This window comes from Arthrobacter globiformis (assembly GCF_030817195.1).
GTDB lineage: Bacteria > Actinomycetota > Actinomycetes > Actinomycetales > Micrococcaceae > Arthrobacter > Arthrobacter globiformis_D.
Genome location: NZ_JAUSYZ010000001.1, coordinates 3,297,009 through 3,314,488, shown reverse-complemented (window position 1 = coordinate 3,314,488; position 17,480 = coordinate 3,297,009). Strand labels below are relative to the sequence as shown.

General features: G+C 66.6%; 12 protein-coding genes and 1 pseudogene. 11 read left to right on the top strand and 2 right to left on the bottom strand.

Annotated features, from left to right (window positions below; genetic code table 11):
• Positions 1–15 precede the first annotated feature (15 nt).
• From QF036_RS14995 to holA, 10 genes and pseudogenes are all read left to right on the top strand, one after another.
• The gene (locus QF036_RS14995; RefSeq protein ID WP_307103095.1) at positions 16–1,788 is read left to right on the top strand and encodes a glycerol-3-phosphate dehydrogenase/oxidase; all 1,773 of its coding nucleotides are present in this window, start codon (positions 16–18) and stop codon (positions 1,786–1,788) included.
• 58 nt (positions 1,789–1,846) lie between these two features.
• On the top strand, positions 1,847–2,593 hold the full coding sequence (locus QF036_RS14990) for an MIP/aquaporin family protein (protein WP_307103093.1): 747 nt from the start codon (positions 1,847–1,849) through the stop codon (positions 2,591–2,593).
• Positions 2,594–2,738: 145 nt separating this feature from the next.
• A complete protein-coding gene (glpK, locus tag QF036_RS14985; RefSeq protein WP_307103091.1) occupies positions 2,739–4,253 on the top strand; it encodes a glycerol kinase GlpK in 1,515 nt (504 codons plus the stop codon).
• A 334-nt stretch (positions 4,254–4,587) separates the two neighbouring features.
• The gene (gene leuS / locus QF036_RS14980; protein WP_307105940.1) at positions 4,588–7,113 is read left to right on the top strand and encodes a leucine--tRNA ligase; all 2,526 of its coding nucleotides are present in this window, start codon (positions 4,588–4,590) and stop codon (positions 7,111–7,113) included.
• A 73-nt stretch (positions 7,114–7,186) separates the two neighbouring features.
• Complete coding sequence (locus QF036_RS14975; protein WP_307103090.1) at positions 7,187–8,215, top strand: DegV family protein; 1,029 nt, start codon at positions 7,187–7,189, stop codon at positions 8,213–8,215.
• A gap of 69 nt (positions 8,216–8,284) precedes the next feature.
• Positions 8,285–9,846 (top strand): annotated as a pseudogene (locus QF036_RS14970) (DUF222 domain-containing protein).
• Between the two features lie 139 nt (positions 9,847–9,985).
• Positions 9,986–10,171, top strand: coding sequence for a hypothetical protein (locus tag QF036_RS14965; RefSeq protein ID WP_307103089.1), 186 nt, complete (start codon positions 9,986–9,988; stop codon positions 10,169–10,171).
• 144 nt (positions 10,172–10,315) lie between these two features.
• On the top strand, positions 10,316–11,302 hold the full coding sequence (locus QF036_RS14960) for a ComEA family DNA-binding protein (protein ID WP_307103086.1): 987 nt from the start codon (positions 10,316–10,318) through the stop codon (positions 11,300–11,302).
• A 1-nt stretch (position 11,303) separates the two neighbouring features.
• Positions 11,304–13,250 (top strand): ComEC/Rec2 family competence protein, encoded by a 1,947-nt coding sequence (locus QF036_RS14955; protein WP_307103084.1) that lies wholly within the window; start codon positions 11,304–11,306, stop codon positions 13,248–13,250.
• Entirely contained in the window at positions 13,187–14,200 is a 1,014-nt protein-coding gene (holA, locus tag QF036_RS14950) for a DNA polymerase III subunit delta (protein WP_307103082.1), read from the top strand. The genes QF036_RS14955 and holA overlap by 64 nt, the downstream gene beginning before the upstream one ends.
• Before the next feature lie 231 nt (positions 14,201–14,431).
• Here holA and rpsT read toward each other — a convergent pair whose 3' ends face one another.
• Together rpsT and QF036_RS14940 are read right to left on the bottom strand one after the other, a co-directional pair.
• Positions 14,432–14,692, bottom strand: a complete 261-nt coding sequence (rpsT, locus tag QF036_RS14945; RefSeq protein WP_003800822.1) for a 30S ribosomal protein S20 — start codon at positions 14,690–14,692, stop codon at positions 14,432–14,434.
• Between the two features lie 185 nt (positions 14,693–14,877).
• Entirely contained in the window at positions 14,878–15,438 is a 561-nt protein-coding gene (locus tag QF036_RS14940) for a type II toxin-antitoxin system PemK/MazF family toxin (RefSeq protein ID WP_307103080.1), read from the bottom strand.
• A 182-nt stretch (positions 15,439–15,620) separates the two neighbouring features.
• Between QF036_RS14940 and lepA the strand changes: the two genes are divergently transcribed.
• Positions 15,621–17,474 carry a translation elongation factor 4 gene (gene lepA, locus QF036_RS14935; RefSeq protein ID WP_307103078.1) on the top strand — a complete coding sequence of 618 codons (1,854 nt, stop codon included), beginning with the start codon at positions 15,621–15,623 and terminating at the stop codon, positions 17,472–17,474.
• The last annotated feature ends 6 nt before the right edge of the window (positions 17,475–17,480 follow it).

Genomic DNA, 17,480 nt, shown 5'->3' with positions numbered 1-17,480 from the left:
CCCAAAGGAGCAGATTTGGGACTCAAGGATTCATCCGGCCATACCAACAGCGCTACCGCCCGCGGGGCGGAGCGCGGGTCCGTCTCCCGGCTGCGCCGGCGGCCCAACGCCCGGGTCCTGATCATCGGTGGCGGCATCAACGGCGTCGGAACATTCCGCGACCTCGCCCTGCAGGGCGTCGACGTGGCGCTGGTGGAGCGCGGCGACTACTGCCAGGGCGCCAGCGGTGCCTCCTCGCACATGATTCACGGCGGCATCCGCTATCTGGAAAACGGCGAATTCCGCCTCGTCCGGGAATCCGTGGTTGAGCGCAACAGGCTCCTTCGGATCGCACCCCACTACGTGAAGCCGCTGCAGACCACCATTCCGATCTTCAGCACATTCTCCGGTGTCCTGGCCGCGCCCCTGCGGTTCCTGACCCACAAGCAGCAGGGCAAGCCCAAGGAGCGCGGCGCGTTCCTCATCAAGCTGGGACTCAGCCTTTACGACTCCTTCTCCCGCGACGGCGGCAGCGTCCCGCGCCACCAGTTCCGCACACGGCAAAAGGCCCTGGCCGAACTTCCGATGCTGCACCCGGCCGTCAAATACACGGCCACCTACTTCGACGCGTCCGTGCACAACCCCGAGCGCCTCACCCTCGACGTCCTGCAGGACGGTGAGAAGGCGGGCGGCCGGGCCAGCAACTACCTGTCCCTGGCGTCCGTCAGGCCCAACGCAGACGGTTCCAGTACCGCGGTTCTCCGTGATGAACTCAACGGCGAGGAGTTCACTTTCACAGCGGACGTCATCGTCAACACCACCGGCGCGTGGGTGGACCTCACCAACCAGGCCATGGGTGCGCCCACCTCGTTCATGGGCGGGACGAAGGGCTCGCATATCGTCCTTGACCACCCGGGCCTGCTCGCTGCCTGCAAGGGACGGGAGATCTTCTTCGAACACACTGACGGCCGGATCGTTCTGATCTATCCCATGGGCGACCGTGTGCTCGTGGGAACCACCGACGTCGACGCCGACATGTCCGAAGACGCCGTCTGCACGGACGGCGAGATCGACTATTTCTTCGACCTGATCGGCCACGTCTTCCCGGATATCGCCGTGAATCGCGGACAAGTCGTCTACACGTTCTCGGGCGTGCGTCCGCTGCCCCGGCACGACGCCACCCAGCCGGGGTTCGTATCGCGGGACTACCGCATCGAACGGCGTGCTCCGGAGCCAGGCTCCCAGGAGGGCGGCGCGGTAGTGCTCAGCCTGGTGGGCGGCAAATGGACCACCTTCCGTGCCTTGGCCGAACACCTGGCCGACGACGTCCTCGCCGAACTGGGCATGGAACGGAAAATTTCGACGGCGAAACTCGCCATCGGCGGCGGCTCCGGCTTCCCGGACAGCGAGGCCGGAATCCAGAAGTGGATCAAGGCCCACATGACCGCAGCCCGCGACGCCGACCGGACCGCCGGACTCCTCACCAGGTACGGCACCCGTGCCGAGGAAGTCATCAGTTATCTCGACGCCGGGCCCGACCGCCTGCTCCGCTCCACCCGGGAGCTGAGCTTCAGGGAACTGCAGTTCATGGCGGCCCACGAACAGATCGGCCACCTCGTGGACGTGCTGATCCGGCGCACCTCGCTCGCCTTCCGCGGGCTGGTCACCGGGGAGCTGCTGAACGAAGTTGCCGGGGCCCTGGCCGAACCCCTCGGCTGGGATGCGGCAGGAGTTGCCGCTGAAATCAACCACGCTCAGGAGGTGCTGAAGCGGTACCACGGCGTCGAGGTCCACAGCCTCGTCGCCTAGCGGGAAACAGTCCTTCAAATACGCGAAGGACTGACAACAGAAAATAGAGGAGTCAAAGATGTCTCTTGGATTGGTTTTTCTTTCCGAAGTTTTCGGAACCGCCATGCTGACCCTGCTGGGTTGTGGTGTGGTGGCCAACGTTGCGCTCAAAGGCACGAAGGGCAACAACGGGGGATTCCTGATGGTCACCTGGGGGTGGGGCATCGCCGTCTTCGCCGGCGTGTACGTCGCCGCCAGGTCGGGATCGCACTTGAACCCGGCCGTCACGCTGGGCCTTCTTGTGAATGGCAAACCGGAGTATGCGACAGGCGTTCCAGTGGATTTTGCCTCCACGCTGACGTACTTCGGCGGTGAGCTTACCGGCGCCTTCCTTGGTGCCGTGCTGACCTGGCTGGCGCACAAGCAGCACTTCGACGCCGAACCCGAGCCTGCGAACAAACTTGGCGTCTTCTCCACCGGTCCGGCGATCCGCTCCACCCCCTGGAACCTGATCACGGAAATCATCGGCACGTTTGTGCTTGTCTTCGTGATCCTCACCTTCGGCGGAACGCCGTCGGGACTTGGCCCGCTGGCCGTTGCGCTGCTCGTCGTCGGCATCGGCGTGTCATTGGGCGGACCCACCGGCTACGCCATCAACCCTGCCCGTGACCTCGGACCCCGCATCGCGCACGCCGTCCTGCCCATCAAAGGCAAGGGATCCAGCGACTGGAGCTACTCCTGGATCCCGGTGGTGGGCCCGCTGGTCGGCGGCACCCTGGCCGGCCTCGTGGGGCTGCTTCCCATCGTGTTCACTGCGGCCACCTGAACCGGGGCTTTTTCGACCGGCGCCGTTTTCGAACTGTGCCTTTATAGCCGTTTTCGAACGGTGCCTTTATAAGCGGCACCCATTTCCGAAACCATATCCATAGCCACATCTCTTCAAACGCAAGCACAACGACAAGGACGTCATCATGAGCCAATACGTAATCGCCATCGACCAGGGCACCACCAGCACCCGCGCCATCGTCTTCGACCAGAGCGGCAACATCGTGTCCTCCGGCCAGATGGAACACGAGCAGATCTTCCCGCAGGCCGGCTGGGTGGAGCACGATCCCACGGAAATCTGGGACAACACCCGCGAAGTCATCGGCTCCGCTCTGTCCAAGGCGAACCTGACCCGGCACGACATTGCCGCCGTCGGCATCACCAACCAGCGTGAAACGGCGGTGGTCTGGGACAAGACCACCGGCAAGCCGATCTACAACGCGATCGTGTGGCAGGACACCCGGACCCAGCCCATCGTGGACGAACTGGCGAAGGACGGGGGAGCGGACCGGTTCAAGCAGAAGGTGGGGCTGCCGCTCGCCACATACTTCTCCGGAACCAAGATCAAGTGGATCCTGGACAACGTCGACGGCGCGCGGGAGAAGGCCGAGGCCGGGGACCTGGTCTTCGGCAACACCGACTGCTGGGTGCTGTGGAACCTCACTGGCGGCGTTGACGGCGGCGTGCACGTCACCGACGTGACCAACGCCTCCAGGACCATGTTCATGGACCTCGACACGCTGCAGTGGGACCAGGAGATCCTGGGCATCTTCGGTGTTCCGGCGTCCATGATGCCCGCCATCAAGTCCTCCTCCGAGGTCTACGGCACGGTCCACACCTCGCAGCTGCTGCGGGAGGTCCCGGTGGCCGGCATCCTCGGTGACCAGCAGGCCGCCACCTTCGGCCAGGCTGCATTCGAAACCGGGGAAGCGAAGAACACCTACGGCACCGGGTGCTTCCTGATCTTCAACACCGGCGAGGAGATCGTGCACTCCAAGAACGGGCTGCTGACCACCGTCGGCTACAAATTGGGGGACGCGGCACCGCACTACGCGCTGGAAGGGTCGATCGCCGTCACCGGTTCGCTCATCCAGTGGCTGCGCGACAACCTGAACATGATCAGCAGCGCCCCCGAGGTGGAGGCCCTCGCCGCCTCGGTCAAGGACAACGGTGGCGTGTACATCGTGCCCGCGTTCTCCGGACTCTTCGCGCCCTACTGGCGCTCGGACGCCCGGGGCGCCATCGTCGGCCTGACCAGGTTCGTTAACAAGAGCCACATCGCCAGGGCCGCGCTCGAGGCCACGGCTTTCCAGACCCGCGAGGTTTTGGACGCTGTCAACGCTGACTCCGGCGTTCCGCTCACGGAACTGAAGGTCGACGGCGGGATGGTCGCCAACGATGCCCTCATGCAGTTCCAGGCGGACATCCTCGGCGTGCCGGTCATCCGCCCGAAGGTGGTGGAAACCACGGCTCTGGGTGCGGCGTACGCGGCGGGCCTCGCCGTCGGCTTCTGGAAGGACCTCGGAGAGCTGTCCGCCAACTGGTCGGAGGACAAGCGCTGGGAGCCGAACCTGGACACCGAGGAGCGGGAACGGCAGCTGCGGCTCTGGAGGAAGGCCGTCACCAAGTCCATGGACTGGGTCGATGCGGACGTGAGGTAGCCGGTTCGCGGTTGAGAAAAGGCGGCCCCTGCCCCGCCCGCTTCGCGGTGCCCACCACACCCGGGCGAGGGGCCGCCTTCCCTCAACCTTTCCGGGGCTGCCCGCCGCCGGCGCTTGTTTCCATGTATTGGTGGACAAGCGGTAAGGTGGCTGTATGCGTGCGATCCTTCTGCTTAGCTAGCCGCTTGGTATCCCGAACAAATACGGATTATCGAGCGGCCGCCCCTCCATGTCGAGGGGCTTTTGTGTGTCCGGGGAGACCTTCCCGGCAGGCGGCGGGGATCAGACCGTTGTGACAGGACAGAGGGTCATGACAGAACAGAAGAGGGCAGCAGTGAGCGTTCAGCCGGAGACCGAAACCGGAACAGCAGCAGGTGGAGCGGGGATGCCCGAAGAGGGCGCGTACAGCTTCGCGGCGATGGAGGCCCGGTGGCCGCAGGTGTGGGAAGACCTGAAGGTTTTCACCCCCGCCGACGACGGATCCCGGGAGCGACGCTATGTCCTGGACATGTTCCCCTACCCGTCCGGCGACCTTCACATGGGTCACGCCGAGGCGTTTGCCATGGGCGACGTGGTGGCGCGGTACCTGCGCCAGCAGGGATACGACGTGCTGCACCCGATCGGCTGGGACTCGTTCGGGCTCCCCGCGGAAAACGCGGCCATCAAGCGCAACGCCCACCCGAGCGAGTGGACCTACGCCAACATTGACACCCAGGCGGCCTCGTTCAAGCGCTACGCCATCTCCGCCGACTGGTCCCGCCGGCTGCACACCTCCGACCCCGAGTACTACCGCTGGACCCAGTGGCTGTTCAAGCGCTTCTACGAGCGCGGCCTGGCTTACCGCAAGGACTCACCGGTCAACTGGTGTCCCAAAGACCTGACCGTGCTGGCCAACGAGCAGGTGGTCAACGGCGCCTGTGAGCGTTGCGGCACTGCGGTGACCAAGAAGTCGCTGAACCAGTGGTATTTCAAGATCACCGACTACGCGGACCGTCTGCTGGACGACATGTCCGAGCTGCAGGGGCATTGGCCCGAGCGAGTACTGGCGATGCAGCGAAACTGGATCGGCCGCTCGGAAGGGGCGCATGTTCGTTTCGTGATCGAGGCGTCGGATGGACGTGCCGAGCGCGAAGTCACGGTCTTCACCACGCGTCCGGACACCCTGTATGGGGCCACCTTCTTTGTGGTGGCCGCGGACGCGCACCTGGCACTGGACCTCGTCACTTCTGAACACCACGACGCACTCATGGCCTACCGTGAAAAGGTCAAGGCCCTTTCGGACATCGAACGCCAGTCCACCGAGCGCGAGAAGACCGGTGTTTTCACCGGCCGCTACGCCATCAATCCCCTGAACGGTGAGAAGCTGCCCGTGTGGGCAGCGGACTACGTCCTGGCCGACTACGGCACGGGTGCCATTATGGCCGTCCCCGCGCACGACCAGCGCGACCTCGACTTCGCCAAGGAGTTTGGCCTGCCTGTGCGCGCGGTGCTGGACACCGGCGAAGAGGATCCCGCCGTCTCGGGCAAGGCAACGGCGGGGGAGGGCACGCTCATCAACTCCGGCACGCTGGACGGCCTGCCCAAGAGCGAAGCGATTCCTGAAGCCATCCGAATTCTCGAAGGTCAGGGCACAGGCGAGAAGTTTGTGAACTTCCGGCTGCGCGACTGGCTCCTGAGCCGCCAGCGCTTCTGGGGCACCCCGATCCCCATCATCCACTGCGCCGAGTGCGGCGAAGTGCCGGTGCCCGACGAGCAACTGCCGGTGACGCTTCCCGAGGACCTGCGTGGCGAGGCACTGTCCCCGAGGGGGACCTCCCCCTTGGCCGCTGCCGCCGAATGGGTCAATGTCGAATGCCCCAACTGTGGACGTGCAGCCCAGCGGGACACGGACACCATGGACACGTTCGTGGACTCGTCCTGGTACTTCCTTCGCTTCGTCTCCCCGCACTACACCGAGGGTCCGTTCGATCCCGCGAAGATCAACGACTGGATGCCGGTCGGGCAGTATGTCGGCGGCGTCGAGCACGCCATTCTGCACCTGCTGTACGCCCGCTTCTTTACCAAGGTCATTCATGACATGGGGCTCCTGGCAGCGGACGAGCCCTTCAGCGCCCTGCTCAACCAGGGCCAGGTGCTCAATGGCGGCAAGGCGATGAGCAAGTCGCTGGGCAACGGTGTTGACCTGGGCGAGCAGCTGGACAAGTACGGCGTCGACGCCGTCCGGCTCACCATGATCTTTGCCTCCCCGCCGGAGGACGACGTCGACTGGGCTGACGTTTCGCCGTCGGGCTCGGCGAAGTTCCTGGCCCGCGCATGGCGCCTTGGGCAGGACGTGTCCAGCGCCCCCGGTGTTGACTTCAGCACCGGTGACCGCGCGCTGCGCTCGGTCACGCACAGGACCATCGCGGACGCTGCCGAGCTGCTGGACAACAACAAGTTCAACGTCGTGGTGGCCAAGCTGATGGAACTGGTCAACGCCACCCGCAAGACCATCGACTCGGGCGCCGGCGGTGCTGACCCGGCGGTGCGCGAGGCTACCGAGGCTGTCGCCGTCATCCTGAGCCTCTTCGCGCCCTACACGGCGGAAGACCTGTGGAACGTCCTGGGGCACCCGGCATCGGTGGCCAACGCCGGCTGGCCTTCGCACGACGAGGCGCTGCTGGTGCAGGAAACCATCACCGCGGTGGTCCAGGTCCAGGGCAAGGTCAGGGACCGGCTTGAGGTCTCACCGGCTATCTCCGAGGACGACCTGCGCGAGCTTGCGCTGGCCTCCGAGAACGTTCAGCGTGCCCTCGACGGCCGCGGCATCCGGACCGTGATCGTGCGTGCACCTAAACTGGTGAACATCGTCCCGGCCTAACGGGACCGACTGACTGGCCGGGTTCCGGCCGCCGGCAATGCCGGCGGCCGGAAACAACTGCAGGGGGTGTGCCGTGATTGACCGCGAACCGGCAGCCTGGCTGTGGTTAAAGGAGCACCTGGTCCGTCTCCGCCAGGCCACCAGGCCGGGCCAGGTCCCGCCCACGGGTGAGCCCGCCGTCGTCGTCCGCACCGCTGTGGTGACGGATTCGGCCGCCGCCCTGCCCGCCGACTGGGTGCGGGCCTTCTCCATCAACGGCCGGCTGGCCGTCATCCCCATGCCCGTCATGGTGGGTGAGGAGATCTACGGCGAGGGCGAGGACGACATTGCCGGTACCATCGCGGTGGCCCTGGCTGCCGCGACGCCCGTCAAGACCTCCCGGCCGTCGCCGGGCCAGTTTGAGCAGGCCTACCTGGCGGCCGAACGGCAGGGCTTTGAGTCCGTTGTGTCCATTCATATTTCCGGTGGCCTATCCGGCACCGCTGATGCCGCCCGCCTTGCTGCCGGCCGGGTGAAGATTCCCGTGGAGGTGCTGGACACCCGCACCGTGGGAATGGCGCAGGGACTCGCCGTCCAGAGCGCCGTGGTGGCAGCCGCGGACGGCCGTGATGCCAGCGAAGTGCGCCGACTCGCCGAGGAACGCGCCGCACGGTCCAAGGTGTATTTCTACGTGCCAAGCCTGGAGCAGCTGCGGCGCGGCGGACGCATCGGAGCTGCTGCCTCGCTGGTGGGAGCCATGCTCGCCATCAAGCCCATTCTCGCTGTCGACGACGGCAAGATCGTTCCGCTGGAAAAGGTCCGCTCCGCAGCGAAAGCCATTGCCCGGCTTGAGGAGATCGTGGTGGCGGAGGCCGCGGGACGGCCACTGGGCGAGGCCCGGCTGGCCATCCACCACTTCGGCAACCGGCCCGAGGCCGAGATGCTCGCCGCCCGGCTCGCGGCGAAGCTCCCGGCCGTTCCGCCAGCCCAGATCAGCTCGCTGCCCGCGGTACTGGCGGCGCACGCCGGGCTTGGCGTCCTCGCGGTGATCGTGGGGGAGAGCAGCTCGTCCGTGGCAGGCTGCCTCGCCGCCGGTGCCGGCGGCACTGAGGCCGCCACCTGAGGCCCAGCTGCGTCTGGTTCGATGCGGTGCCGCGGCTAAATTGTCAGCGCCTCGTGGGATGCTCTCAGCATGAACGACAATGCAGTTGTGAAGACGTTGGAGGCCATCGGTGCCGCTCTTTCGCTGGCTGCTGAGCTTCGCGGTGCGGCTGATCCGGGCACGGCGGGCGCGGGTCCGCAGCCGGATGGCGCGGATCCACTGGCGGATCAGGCGGATGCGTGCCTGGACGGGCTGGCAGATGTGGCTGGGATGGAGGCCCGGCTGGCGGCTGTGAAGGTGCAGCTCGCTGCCGGTTTCGCCGCGGCGGAGGAGGCCATGACCCCGCCTGACGCGTCCGTGCAGGACCGCGCCGCCCGGCGGATGTCCGTGACCGCTGAGGTTGCTGGCGCCCTGACCGTGAGCGAGGGGTCGGCGGCTCGGCTTCTCGCTGAATCGGCCAAGGTGAGCACGGACCTGCCGTTGACGCTGGCCGCCCTTCAGGCGGGGACTGTGTCGTGGCAGCACGCGCGGGTGATGTGCGATGAAACCGACGGTCTGGATCCGGCGGCCGCCGCGGCGTTGGAGGCGCATTTCCTGGACCCGCACGCTCCCAACCCGGCGCGGGGGTGCCCGGCCGGGGAGCTGACACCGGGCAGGTTCCGGGCCAAGGCACGGTATTGGCGGGAGCGGCACCACCCGGTCAGCATCGAGGCCCGCCACACCAAGAGTGCGAAGGACCGGCGGCTGGAGTACGTCCCGGACCGGGACGGCATGGCCTGGCTCTCGGCGTATCTGCCCGCGGACCAGGCGGCCGGGATCTGGGACGTACCACCGCCGCCGCCCGGACCCTGCAGGGCCCGGCAGAGTCACGGACCCTGACCCAGTTGCGGGCCGATGTCGCCGCCGCCTGGCTGCTGGGCGGGATGGCCGAAGGAATCCCGTCCCCGGCGGCGCAGGTCCTGGTCAGCGTCCCGGTATTTTCGCTGCTCGGTGCCGGCACCGAACCTGCCACGCTGGACGGGTACGGGCCGATCCCGCTGTCCATGGCCCGCCGGCTCGTTGCCGACGGCGGGACATCATTTCTGCGGGTCCTGACCGACCCGCGGGACGGGGCGCCGCTGGAAATCGGCCGCACCAGCTACCGGCTGACGAAGCCGATGCGCCAATGGCTGCACCTCAGGGACGCGCGCTGCACGTTCCCGAGCTGCAACAACCACTCCCTGGACAACGACGCCGACCACATACTGGCCTGGGCCGACGGCGGGACCACCGGCATCACCAACCTCGGCCAGCCCTGCCCTAAGCACCACCGCCTGAAACACAACACCGCATGGAAACCCACCGGCGCCACCAAGGACATGTCGCCCGGCTGGATCTCACCCTCGGGTCGGTCCTATCCCAGTGAACGCCAGGACTGGGAACCACCACTATGGCCGGATCCGCCGCCCGGCCAAGAACGGCAATGGCTACACTGGTCCGCGCCGCCAGAGTGGCCCGATCCACCAGACGGGTCAGAGCCGCCGGACTGGGAGGACGAGCCAGACGGGTCAGAGGATTTCGGCCGCCGCAATGGGCCCAGACCTCTCGACGGCCTGGAACCACTGCTGCCGGTAGGTCCCCTGCCTGACTGGGGAAGATTCGACGCAGCATAAGATTGCGCTGCCGTCGGTCTGCGCCCACCCAACAGACCGTCCGGCGGCGCGCACACATGCCGCTGCCTGGGGGATTATCACGCCCTAGCAGTGGTTTGCCACTGGTAGTACAGTCTCCCCACCGAGCAAGGAGGCTTCCATGTCCATGCAAGTCCACCACGTAGCCCAACTGGACCGGGACGTGGCCGACGAAGTCACGAAATGGCTGAAGTACCTGAAAGGCCAGGTGACCAGCGTCCAGTTCCTCACCACCACAATCCCTGATCCCAAGGAGCCGGAGAAGTGGCGCGTGCAGTACGAGGCGTACATCACGTACCAGCGGTAGTGCCGCTATCCACATAGGGCATGACGGGGCTGTCGGGAGGGCCGCCCGTTTCCTAGCGTGGTGGATATGTCACGCCGGACCGCTGGAGCCGCAGCCAGCGCTCAACCGCGCGTTGGTGAGGGCGCCGGTCATGGACGTGGCTCCGTGCAGCGGAGTGCCACGGATGGGCGGGCAGCCAGAAGGCTGGCCGCCTCGCTCGGGCCGACTGCCGTGCCGGGCCTTACCGGCGATGAAGAGCCCATCAGGCAGCCGGGTGGCTCCGCGGGACTGCTGGACGCGGGAACGGGCGGCGGCTTCGCCTACGGCCGGCAGACGGGTGCCCCGGGATCTGGGATGTCCCGCGTAGTGGCCGAACCGCGGTTCCGCTGGCGCCTGGGCATCCGTGCCGCGGTATTGGTGGGTGTGCTGTCGCTGATTGCCGCAGCCTTGCTCTGGTGGCAGGTGGCTGCCAACGGTCCTGTTGTCCTTCCGCTCAGTTCGGTGAGCCACGGCGCGGCGGGAAAGCCAGCCGCCAGCACTCATGACCAGGAGAGCAGTAGCCCTGATAGCGGCGGCACGGAAAGCAGTGGGCCGGACGGAAACGGGAACGACACTGACGGGACTAACACTGACGGGACGAGCAGTCATGGGACGGCGGCCGGGAACGTCGTGGTGCACGTCGCCGGTGCGGTGAAGAAGGCCGGAGTGGTCCGGCTCCCGCGGGGAAGCCGGGTACATGAGGCCATCGCTGCCGCCGGGGGAGCCAGCCCGGAGGCGGACCTCGACCGACTCAACCTCGCCTCCCTGCTGGAAGACGGCCAGAAAATTTACGTGACGCGCCGCGGCGAGGCAGCACCGGGCAAGGCAGCACCAGCTGACAAATCTGCCCCGGCCGGCACATCAGGAGCAGGCGCCGCCGAAACCGAAGGAACCGGCGGGCCTGCGGGCGAGGGCAGCGGAGGCAAGATCAACCTCAATACCGCCACTGCGGAAGAACTCGCTGCGCTGCCGAAGGTTGGCCCCGTGTTGGCCCAGCGCATCGTCGACTGGCGCACACAACAGGGCCCTTTCAAATCCCCTGAGGAACTGGACGCCGTCGACGGAGTTGGTCCCAAAATGCTGGAAACGTTGCTTCCGCTGGTGACCGTCTGAAATGGACGGCAGGAACGGACGCGCGCCCAGCCGGTGGCACCGCTACGTCGAGGCGGCCGTGGATTGCCCACGGGCCGGCTCCACGCCGGGCGAACCTTCCCCTGGCGATTCCGCGTCTGCTGACTATTGGCCGTCACAGCCTACGTCCCGCTCCGGTCCCGCGAGAGCACTCGGACAGAAGATCCGGGCTGACGTCCGCCGTCGTCTGCTGCCCGACGAACGGGATGCTGCCGCAACCGAATCGACCCGCCGCCGTACCGACCTTCGCCTTGCCCCGGCTGCACTACTGGTGTGGACAGCCACCGTCGCGGCGCCATGGCTGACACCAGCCACACTCCTGCTCGCGTGGGGCGGTCTCGCCATGTGCGCCGGAGCGCTGCTTGCCATCGTTTTGCGCAGGAAGAAGGCCGCAGGTCACTGGCGGCACAGCTTCCTGACCACCCTGACTGCTGCACTCATGCTTGCCGCGGCATCGACTGCCCATTCGGCAGTCTCGTCGGCCCAGCGCCACGACGAGCAGGTGGCAGGACTGGTCGAAGGGCGGGCATCGGTGGTGGCGGAAGCTGAGATCGGCGCGGCACCCCGTGCACTCAAGACGCCCGGCCCCTCCGGGCGTGCCGAACGCTGGGCAGTGGCTGCGGTGGCCCTGTCATTGACGTCGGGAGGCCAGGTAACGCATGCGCGTCTGCCGGTGGTCATCATCGGCGGGCAGGAGTGGCAGGGCGCTGGCACCGGCCAGGTGCTCCGGGTCACCGGAAAGCTCCGGCCGCCGGACGCCGGCCGGGTGGAGGCTGCGATCCTGAGCGCGTCCTCACCGCCCGTCAGGGTCGCAGCAGCGCAGGATTGGCAGCAGGCGCCTGCCGCCCTGGGCAAGCGTTTCGCGTCGGACGCCGCCTGGCTGGCCCCCGACGCCAGGGGTCTCCTCCCGGGCATGGTCACGGGCGATACCGGCGGCCTGAGCGAGGAGCTCGAGACAGCCATGAAAACCGTGGGCCTGACTCACCTGACGGCCGTCTCCGGGGCCAACTGCAGCCTCATACTCGGCGCCCTGCTGCTGGCGGCACGCTCGCTGCGCCTTGCCAGGCGTCCGGCCGCGGCCGTCGCGCTCTCCGGACTCGGCTTGTTCGTCCTCATGGTGGGTCCCGATGCCAGCGTGCTGAGGGCATCGCTGATGGGCGCGGTTGCTGTCGCGTCCCTGGCAGGCGGCCGGGCCGGCCGCGGGCTGAGTTTCCTTTGCCTGGCCGTGATTGCCCTGCTGCTCGTGGAGCCCGAACTGGGCGTCAGCTTCGGGTTCCTGCTCTCGGTCCTTGCCACGCTCGGGATCATCGTGCTGGGCCGGTGCGTCATGGGCTGGTTTCCAGCGAGCGTGCCACGCTGGGTGGCGGCAGCTATCGCCGTACCCCTGTCAGCCCAAGTCCTGTGCGGCCCCGTCATCGTGGTGCTGCAGCCACAGTTTTCGACGTATTCGCTGTTGGCCAATGTGCTTGTTGCCCCGCTCGTAGCACCCGTGACCATCCTGGGCACGGCTGCCGTGGCGTTGCTGCCCTTCGCACCCTGGCTGGCGGCGGTACTGATCGGCGTGGCCGGCTTCTTTGCCGGTGGTGTGGCATCCATCGCCCGGTTCACGGCGGGTCTTCCCGGCGCCGCGCCTCCTTGGCCGGAGGGCGTGTTCGGGTTGCTGACCATGGTGTTGTTCTCCATTGTGACCTTGCTCGCCGTATGGATGGCCGCGCATCCCGCAGGCACCATCAAACTCGTTCTCGCCGCGCACGCCGGCATTGTCCGGCTCCTGGACCGCCTGCCGGAGGCCACGTTACGCCGCGGCGGCCCGAGCGGTCATGGGAGACTTAGAGTCTGCAATCTGAACTCCGGGAGGAATCACCAGTGGCCGCTGCCCAGCAACGACCGAAGACGCCGGCAGCCAATTCGGCGTCCTGGCGGGACGTAACCCCTGCGGCAGTCGTCCTGATCACGGGTCCCGAGGAGTACCTCGGCATCCGGGCGATGGACCGTATCCGGACACAGGTACGGGCGGCCGCGCCGGACGTGGAAGTTACCAGGCTCAGCGCCGGAGCGTACGAGCCCGGGGCGCTGGCCATGAATGTCAGCCCGTCACTGTTCGGCGAGAGCAAGCTGATCGAGGTGGACGGCCTCGAAGCGATGAACGACGCCTTCTTGGCAGACGCACTGACCTATCTCAAGCACGTGGAACAGGACGCTGTCCTCGTGCTCCGGCACGGCGGCGGAACCCGCGGCAAGAAGCTGCTCGACGCCGTAAAGGCCGGGGGATGGCCGACCGTCGACTGCCAGCCGCTGAAAAAAGATGCGGAAAAGACAGCCTTTGTCACCGCGGAGTTCAAGGCCGCCGGCAGGCGGATCACTCCGGAAGCAGTGCAGTCCCTGGTCAACGCGGTCGGCGCCAACCTGTCCGAGCTGGCGGCGGCGTGCAGCCAGCTCATTGCCGACGCCTCCACGGCCGTTGACGCTGACATGGTCGACCGCTACTACGGCGGCAGGGTCGAAGCAACGGCCTTCAAGGTGGCAGACGCCGCGATGGCAGGCAACGGTCCGGTGGCCCTGTCCACACTCCGTCACGCTCTGGCCACGGGCGCCGACCCGGTGCCGCTGGTCGCGGCCCTGGCGGCGAAGCTGCGGACAGTCGCCAAGGTCGCCGGCGCCAAGGGCTCGGCGGCGCACATCGCCAAGCAGTTGGGCATGCAGCCGTGGCTGGTGGAGCAGGCGCAGCGGGACGTTCGGAGGTGGACGCCGGAGGGCCTTGCGCGATCTATCCAGGTCACCGCCGAAGCCGACGCGCAGGTCAAGGGACTATCGCGTGATCCTGTCTACGCCGTGGAACACGCCGTGACCGTGATAGCCGCTGCTGCCCGCGGCCGCTAGTACTAACCCGGCATGTAGGCGCCGGGTCAGCTTGCAGACCCGGTCAATTTGCAGGCCGGGGGTCAGGGGGCAGTTGTGACTGACGACCGGACTCGCCCTTGCCCACGTTAGGCGGCCAGGGGGCGGGGGTCCGGGGCCGTCGTCGGAAGCACCGCCGTCGGAGGTTAAAAGAGAAGTGGCCGGCACCAACGGTGCCGGCCACAAGCATCAGTTCAGATGAACTGGAAAACCTTAGAGTGCGTTGACCTTCTTGGAGATCGCCGACTTGCGGTTTGCAGCGTTGTTCTTGTGCAGAACACCCTTGCTGACAGCCTTGTCCAGCTTACGGCTGGCAGAAACGAGCGCAGTAGTAGCAGCTTCCTTGTCGGAGGACTCAACGGCGGTGTTGACGGCGCGGATGGCCGTCTTCAGCTCGGACTTGACTGCATTGTTGCGCAGGCGAGCCTTCTCGTTGGTCAGGATGCGCTTCTTCTGGGACTTGATATTTGCCACGTGTGAACTCTCTTTGTAATGCGGAAATGGTCTAGAGGGCTTTCAAGCTGGCCTTGACTGAGCGGCGTGGGGATACCTATGGCGGCCAGCCATCAGTGACCGTCGACCTGCACGGACACACAGCTATAAATATTAGCAGGTCGCGGCCATTTGTGGCCATTTAGCCCGCGGACGGCGCGCCGGCGTCATTTCCAGCCGTGCAGCAGCCGTAACTCGTCCGCCACCAGCCTGAACTTCTTCCGCTCCAGAACCGAGCCCTCGCGCCGTATGTCGGCCGGATGGATCTGCAGGACGCGGTCCAGCTTGGCTTCGCTGGGGCGACCCTGCCTGTCCCAGGGGCCCGTGCCGATATCCACGTAATCGCGGCGGGCACGCGGGTGGCCGTCATGGTCCCTGCTGGTCAGCATCAGACCCAGCAGGTACCGCCCATGGCTGCCAACGAGGAGGACCGGCCGGTCCTTGCCCTGTGAATGGTCTTCTTCGAAGGGAACCCAGGTCCACACGATCTCGCCGGGGTCCGGGTGACCGTCCGGGGAAGGGGAGTACCGCAGCGCCGCCGTGCCGGTGAAGTCGCCCGGGTAGGTCCCCGTTACGCCGGCCCGGAGCCGGGGTGCGTTTCCGGACCTGCCCCGGGCGGGCGCCCGAGTGGCGGGTGCCGGAGTTGGGTCCGCCGGTTTCCTCAGCACGCCGAGGAAGCGGAGCGATGCTCGGACGGCGCCGCCGATGGAGGAGAAGTTCAATGCCATGCGGGCCACCCTACCGGCGCGGCCTCCGGAACTGCCGGGCCTCAGGGCGTGCGGGGCGCGCAAGATGTACTGCCAGCGCCCGGGACGTGGGAGACTAGAAGTTCAGATATTGCGGCAGGCAGCAGGATGGCCAGAGTTCAGCCTGAACAACGCCGCTGAAATGCCAACAGTAAGGACCCTGCGTGTCTCCCATGGCCCGCACCGCCCCGGTGCCCGCCGCGACAGATCCGGCCATTATTCGGAATTTCTGCATCATCGCGCACATTGACCACGGTAAGTCCACCCTGGCCGACCGCATGCTGCAGTTCACCGGCGTCGTGCAGTCCCGCGACATGAAGGCCCAGTATCTGGACCGCATGGATATCGAGCGGGAGCGCGGCATCACCATCAAGTCCCAGGCTGTCCGTATGCCCTGGGAGCTCGATGGCAAGAGCTACGCCCTGAACATGATCGACACGCCGGGCCACGTGGACTTCACCTACGAGGTGTCCCGTTCCCTCGCCGCCTGCGAGGGTGCCGTTCTGTTGGTGGACGCAGCGCAGGGCATCGAGGCCCAGACGCTCGCCAACCTCTACCTGGCCATGGAAAACGACCTCACCATCATTCCGGTCCTGAACAAGATCGACCTGCCGGCCGCCCAGCCGGAGAAGTACGCCGCCGAGCTGGCCAGCCTGATCGGCGGCGATCCCGAAGACGTGCTGCTGGTCTCCGGCAAGACCGGCGTGGGTGTCGAGGCACTGCTGGACAAGATCGTGCGCGACCTGCCCGCGCCGGTCGGCGACCCCGAGGCGCCTGCCCGGGCCATGATCTTCGACTCCGTCTACGACACGTACCGCGGCGTGGTCACCTATGTCCGCGTGGTGGACGGCATGCTGCACCCGCGTGAGCGGATCCAGATGATGTCCACCAAGGCCAGCCACGAACTCCTGGAAATCGGTGTCAGCTCCCCGGAGCCCATCCCGTCTAAGGGCCTGGGCGTCGGCGAGGTGGGGTATCTCATCACCGGCGTGAAGGATGTCCGCCAGTCGAAGGTGGGCGACACCGTCACCAACCTCGCCAAGCCGGCCGCGGAATCGCTGAGCGGCTATGCGGATCCCAAGCCGATGGTGTTCTCAGGCCTCTACCCGCTGGACGGCACCGACTACCCGGTGCTCCGCGACGCGCTGGACAAGCTCAAGCTGAACGACGCCGCCCTGATCTACGAACCGGAAACCTCCGCAGCACTCGGCTTCGGCTTCCGCGTGGGCTTCCTCGGCCTGCTGCACCTGGAGATCGTCCGTGAGCGCCTCGAACGCGAATTCAACCTGGACCTGATCTCCACGGCCCCGAACGTGGTCTACGAGGTCACGCTCGAGGACAAGAACGTGGTCACTGTGACCAACCCCAGCGAATTCCCCTCCGGGAAGATCAACGAGGTCCGCGAACCCATGGTGGCCGCGACAATCCTCGCGCCCAACGAGTTCGTCGGTGCCATCATGGAGCTCTGCCAGGGCCGCCGCGGCGTCATGCGCGGCATGGACTACCTGTCCGAGGACCGGGTTGAGCTGCGGTACTGGATGCCGTTGGCCGAAATTGTTTTCGACTTCTTCGACCTGCTCAAGTCCAAGACGCGCGGCTACGCCTCGCTGGACTGGAAGGCCGACGGCGAACAGGTCGCCGACCTTGTCAAGGTGGACATCCTGCTCCAGGGCGAACAGGTGGACGCCTTCAGCGCCATCACCCACAAGGACAAGGCCTATGCCTACGGCGTGATGATGACCGGCAAGCTGCGCGAACTCATCCCGCGCCAGCAGTTCGAGGTGCCCATCCAGGCGGCCATCGGGTCCCGGATCATCGCCCGCGAGTCCATCCGCGCCATCCGCAAGGACGTTCTGGCCAAGTGCTACGGCGGTGACATCTCCCGTAAGCGCAAACTGCTGGAAAAGCAGAAGGAAGGCAAGAAGCGCATGAAGATGGTGGGGCGCGTGGAAGTGCCGCAGGAAGCCTTCATCGCCGCCCTGACCACCGACGAATCCAAGGACAAGGCCAAGAAGTAGTGGTGA